A 5,406-nucleotide genomic window follows, 5' to 3' on the forward strand; every position below is an offset into this window, starting at 1 on the left:
AGATCGTCGTCGACCGCACCCCGGGCGACGCCCGCTACATCGCCGACCCGTATGCCGCCGCCCGGGCGGCCGCGGCTGCCGCCCAACCCGGCGACCTGATCCTGACCATCGGCGCGGGTGACGTCACTCGGCTGGGCCCCGTCATCCTGGAGGCGCTCGCCGAGCGCAGCGCCTCGGCATGATGCGCAAGCCGACCCCGCCGCGCCCGCGCGGCCCCGAAACGGAACCGGAGCCGGATTCGGCCGCGGCCGAATTGAGCGTGCACGATGACGGCGGGCCCGCCCTTCCCATCCGGGGCGAGCACCGCGACCGGGTCGTGTCCACCGGGCTGACCGACCGGCTCGATGAGCGCCGTCGCGCCCGCCGCCGGCTGCGTCGCGGTCGGCTGGTGCGTGCCGTCGCCCTGGTGGCGGCCTTGGTCCTGCTGGGGTGGGGGGCGCTGTTCTCACCGCTGCTGGCCCTGCGCACCACCGACATCACCGTGACGGGAGCCGACGACACTGTCGATGCCGCCGCGGTGCAGCAGGCGCTCGCCGACCACGCCGGCCAGTCCCTGCTGCGGCTGAACGTCGGCGCCTTGGGCGATGAGGTTGCCGACTCCCTGGTGCGAGTGAAGTCGGCGGCGGTGACCCGCTCCTGGCCGCACGGCCTGGCGGTGCGGCTGACCCTGCGGGTGCCCGTCGCCGCCCGGCCCACGGATGCCGGATACCAGGTGCTCGATGGTGAGGCCGTGGTCCTTGAGACCGTCGAGCAGGCGCCGGACGACCTGGCCGTGATCCAGACCCAGCCGGGGCAGGAGCTGTCCGAGGCACAGGTTTCGGCAGTGACCGAGGCGATCGGCAGCCTGGACGCCGACGTACGCGCACAGGTTGCCAAAGGCGCCGTCTCGGACACCGGGCAGGTGACCTTGACGTTGACCGGCGGCGCCACCGTGGTGTGGGGGCAGTCCACCGACAACGAGCTCAAGGCACGGGTGCTGGCGGTGCTGCTCGACCAGGAGGCGCAGACCTACGACGTGTCCAGTCCGCACAGTCCCACCACCTCCTGACACGCCGAACTCAAATACGCCTGCGGCGGGCCAGGGGCCCATAGCGTTGGGCACGTCATCGGAAGAATGACATAAGTATAGACCTCGACTTCAGGTTGAAGGTTGAGGGGAGTCCTTGGACTCGGCACCAAACGCGGAGGCAGACAGTGGCGGAATCGCAGCACTATCAAGCAGTCATCAAGGTGGTGGGCGTCGGCGGCGGCGGCGTCAATGCCGTCAACCGCATGATCGAGGCCGGCTTGCGCGGCGTCGAGTTCATCGCCGTCAATACCGACGCGCAGGCGCTGCTCATGTCCGACGCCGACACCAAGCTCGACGTCGGCCGCAACCTCACCCGCGGCCTCGGCGCCGGCGCCGACCCGACCATCGGCCGCAAGGCCGCCGAGGACCACGAGGACGACATCCAGGAGGCCCTCGAGGGCGCCGACATGGTCTTCGTCACCGCCGGCGAGGGTGGCGGCACCGGCACCGGTGCCGCCCCGATCGTCGCCAAGATCGCCCGCTCCCTGGGCGCGCTGACCATCGGCGTGGTCACTCGGCCCTTCGCCTTCGAGGGGAGGCGGCGCGCCATGCAGGCCGAGGACGGCGTCACCAACCTGCGCGCCGAGGTGGACACCCTCATCGTCATCCCCAACGACCGGCTGCTGCAGATCGCCGACCGCAACATCAGTGTCGTCGACGCCTTCAAGCAGGCCGACCAGGTGCTGCTACAGGGTGTCCAGGGCATTACCGAACTCATCACCACGCCCGGCCTGATCAACGTTGACTTCAACGACGTCAAGTCCGTCATGCAGGACGCCGGCAGCGCCCTGATGGGTATCGGCTCCGCCACCGGCGAGGATCGTGCCCTGACCGCCACCGAGCAGGCCATCGCCTCCCCGCTGCTCGAGTCCTCCATCGACGGCGCCCACGGCGTTCTGCTCTTCTTCCAGGGCGGCAGCGATCTGGGACTGTTCGAGATCTCCGAGGCGGCCAACCTGGTGCGCGAGGCGGTCCACCCCGAGGCCAACATCATCTTCGGCAACGTGGTCGACGGCGCCCTTGGTGACGAGGTGCGCGTCACCGTCATCGCCGCCGGCTTCGACGAGGAGGGCCCCGCGGACTCCGCTGCCGACGCGGCGGCCCCTCTGTCGCGCGCGGCCGCTACGGTCCGCCCCGCCCCTAGCCCCGCCACCCCGGCGCGCGGCGCCCACGCGGCCGAGAACCCGATCACCCGCCCCGTTCCGGCCGTCCCCGCCCCCACTACGGCGGAGGTGCCGACCTACGTCGACGACTCCCAGCCCGAGGCGGAGCCGGAGCTGACCGTGCCTCGGGTCATCGGCGTGGACGCCGAGAAGGACGACATCGACCTGCCCGACTTCCTGCGCTGAACCGTGGCGGAAGGGGCAGTAGCGGATGCGCTGATCGCCGTCGACATGGGCGACGGCGCCCGCGGCTACTTCACCACCCGCGCGCCCGCACCGGCGGGGGAGGGCGGCCCGTATGCGGGCTTCAACCTCGCCCTCCACGTCGGTGACGACTCCGTCCGGGTTGAGGCTCACCGCCGCCGCCTCGCTCGGGCGCTGGGCGTTGTTCCCGACGCGGCGGAAGCCGCGCCCGGTGCCGGTGGCCGTGCAGGCATCGCCTGGATGAACCAGGTGCACTCGGCCCGCGTCGCCTCCGCCCAGGCCGACGCCGTGCCCACTGCCGATGCGCTGGTCCTGGATACCCGCACCCCACCCGCCGGCCCGGGCGGCTCCGGTCCGCTCCCGGCGGCGGCCGCGGCCGTGCTCGTGGCCGACTGCGTACCGCTGCTGCTGGCCAGCGCCGACGGCGCCGCGGTTGCCGCCGTCCACGCCGGCCGCCGCGGGTTCCTGGCCGGAATCGTCCCGGCGGCCGTGGCGGCCCTGGTCGCCGTCGGCGCGGAGCCCGCCGGCATCCGCGCTGCCATTGGACCGTCGATCTGTGGCGCCTGCTACGAGGTGGGCGCCGCGCTGCACGCCGAGGCCGCGGGCCGTGAGCCCGCCTGCGCCAGCACCACGCGCTGGGGCACGCCCGGCATCGACCTGGCCGCCGGCATCACTGCCCAACTCGAACGCGCCGGCGTACGCCACATTCTCAACGTCCACCGCTGCACCTACGAGCAAACCGAGCTGTACTCCTACCGGCGCGACGGCGTGACCGGTCGTCAGGCCGGGATTGTGCTGCCGGCACCGGCGTAACGGCGCCGAATGGATACGGACGCGCCGATATCCGATGACACGCCGCAGTGAATCAGCCGCCAGTCCGTCGGCGCCCGATACCGTCAGCCTCGTCCGGACCGCAGGGAACCGGACGGACAAGGAGCAACTCTCATGAGCGCACTGCGTAAGATGACCAATTTCCTCGGCTACTCCGAGCCGATCGAAGAGGACTACGCCGACGCCCCCGAGGACACCCACGTGGACTTCACCCAGGGCCTGGCTGATGACTACACGGACCACGACGCCGGCAACGTCTACGAGGCCCCCTTCGAGGAGGCGCCCGCCTCGGCGGCGACCCCGGATCTGCGTCGCATCGTCACCGTGCACCCCTCCACCTACAACGAGGCCCGGGTGATCGGCGAGTCCTTCCGGGATGGCGTACCGGTCATCGTCAACCTCACCAACATGAGCGAGTCCGACGCCCGCCGCATGGTCGACTTCTCCGCCGGGCTGGTCTTCGGGCTGCACGGCGCCATCGAGCGGGTCACCCCGCGCGTGTTCCTGCTGACCCCGACTTCGGTCGAGATCGACGACGGCGAGGGCGCCGATGACGCCCACGGTCGCTTCTTCAACCAGAGTTGATCGGGCCGACCTGCGCAGCCCATGACCGCAATTGTCGTCTCGATCATTTCGAGCCTGCTCAACCTCTATATTCTGATCCTGCTGATCCGTGTGGTGTTGGATTGGATCCAGCTGTTCGCTCGTAGCTGGCGCCCCACCGGCGTCGTGCTGGTTCTGGCCAATGCCGTCTACGGGCTTACCGACCCGCCGCTGCGGCAGATCCGCCGCTTCGTGCCGCTGGTGCGCCTGGGCGGCGTCGGCATAGACCTGAGTTTCCTGGTCCTGTGGTTCGGAATCGTCATCGTCCGGCGCCTGCTCCTGCTGCTGGTGTGACGTTCAACGCGGTCGCTGGATCGAGGATGCGGCAGGAATTCAGCCCGAAGGCGACATACATCGCCGCATGTGATGGTAACGTGACATGTGGTCCGCCCCATGGCGCTAACGCAACACGGGGTGTGGCCGGTCCCTTCCGATTTAACTCGCATCAGGAGCTGAGCATCCCGACAGCATGAGGGCCGGTTCTCCGGTGCCCAATCAGTCCACCCCACGACGCTGAGGAGATCATCATCATGCCGCTGACCGCGGACGACGTCCTCAACAAGAAGCTTCCGACCACCCGGTTCCGCGAAGGATACGGGCAGGAGGCAGTTGACGAGTTTCTTGATGAGGTGATCGCGGCCATGCGGAGTCTTGAGAACGAGTTGGCATCCGCGAAGGCCCGAGTTGCGCGCCTGGAGCGCGCCAATGCAAGGCTAAGGGGGCAGGCAGGGGCGACACCGGGCGCGTGACATGCGCCTCCGAATGTGGCCTGAACCTGGAGTTCAGGTAATCTGTCCGCATGAGTCGCCGGTCATCCGGTGCTCGTGGCATCTTCCGTAACGACACCGAGGTGACGACTATGACGCTGCTAACCGCAGACGACGTCCTCAATAAGAAGTTCCAGGCAACCAAGTTCCGCGAGGGATACGAGCAGGACGAGGTCGACGAGTTCCTTGATGAGGTCGTCGAGTCCATGCGTCAGCTTGAGGCCGAGAACGCCGACCTGAAGGCCAAGCTTGAGGCCGCGAACGCCCGCATCGCCGAGCTGGGTGAGGGCGCCCCGGCCGCGCCGGTCGCCGCGCGGGAGACCACGGTGGTGGAGCCCGTCGTCGAGCCGGCTCCCGTCGTGCCGGTCGCCGACGAGTCCCAGGAACCGGCCGCCGCCTCCGGCATGCTCGAGCTGGCCCAGCGCCTGCACGACGAGCACGTCGCCAACGGCAAGGCCGAGGGCGAGCGCATCATCGCCGAGGCCCGCGCCACCGGTGAGCAGGTCGTGCGCGAGGCCGAGGACCAGCGCAACCGCACCCTGGCGCAGCTGGAGAAGGAGCGCTCCGGCCTGGAGCACAAGATCGACGAACTGCGCCGCTTCGAGTCCGACTACCGCACGCGCCTGAAGAGCTACCTGCAGAACCTGCTGACCACCGTCGAGGACGGCAACGCGTCGGCCGCGCCCAGCCTGTAACGGCAGCGCCGACGCCGCAACCGCGTCATGACATCCGCCGGTCGGGGCGGCGGGCCCAGCCGGGCCGCCGCCCC

The 5,406-nt window shown here is 69.8% G+C and carries 7 protein-coding genes and 1 pseudogene; all 8 read left to right on the top strand.

Annotated elements, in window-relative coordinates:
• Positions 1–182, top strand: a pseudogene (locus DRB06_RS13875) (UDP-N-acetylmuramate--L-alanine ligase); the annotation flags it as partial.
• Positions 179–1,048, top strand: coding sequence for a cell division protein FtsQ/DivIB (locus DRB06_RS13880; protein WP_111820259.1), 870 nt, complete (start codon positions 179–181; stop codon positions 1,046–1,048). The pseudogene DRB06_RS13875 and the gene DRB06_RS13880, both read left to right, overlap by 4 nt.
• A gap of 146 nt (positions 1,049–1,194) precedes the next feature.
• Positions 1,195–2,418: a cell division protein FtsZ gene (ftsZ, locus tag DRB06_RS13885; RefSeq protein WP_111820260.1), complete on the top strand. Its 1,224-nt coding sequence runs from the start codon at positions 1,195–1,197 to the stop codon at positions 2,416–2,418.
• A 45-nt stretch (positions 2,419–2,463) separates the two neighbouring features.
• Positions 2,464–3,249: a polyphenol oxidase family protein gene (locus DRB06_RS13890; protein WP_111820273.1), complete on the top strand. Its 786-nt coding sequence runs from the start codon at positions 2,464–2,466 to the stop codon at positions 3,247–3,249.
• Between the two features lie 132 nt (positions 3,250–3,381).
• On the top strand, positions 3,382–3,852 hold the full coding sequence (locus tag DRB06_RS13895; protein ID WP_073333072.1) for a cell division protein SepF: 471 nt from the start codon (positions 3,382–3,384) through the stop codon (positions 3,850–3,852).
• Between the two features lie 21 nt (positions 3,853–3,873).
• Entirely contained in the window at positions 3,874–4,164 is a 291-nt protein-coding gene (locus DRB06_RS13900; protein ID WP_073333074.1) for a YggT family protein, read from the top strand.
• A 236-nt stretch (positions 4,165–4,400) separates the two neighbouring features.
• Positions 4,401–4,619, top strand: a complete 219-nt coding sequence (locus tag DRB06_RS13905; RefSeq protein WP_073333075.1) for a DivIVA domain-containing protein — start codon at positions 4,401–4,403, stop codon at positions 4,617–4,619.
• A 110-nt stretch (positions 4,620–4,729) separates the two neighbouring features.
• The gene (locus DRB06_RS13910) at positions 4,730–5,332 is read left to right on the top strand and encodes a DivIVA domain-containing protein (protein WP_073333078.1); all 603 of its coding nucleotides are present in this window, start codon (positions 4,730–4,732) and stop codon (positions 5,330–5,332) included.
• Positions 5,333–5,406: the final 74 nt, after the last annotated feature.

Origin of the sequence: Actinomyces sp. Z5 (assembly GCF_003287795.1) — a bacterium.
Lineage (GTDB): Bacteria > Actinomycetota > Actinomycetes > Actinomycetales > Actinomycetaceae > Actinomyces > Actinomyces glycerinitolerans.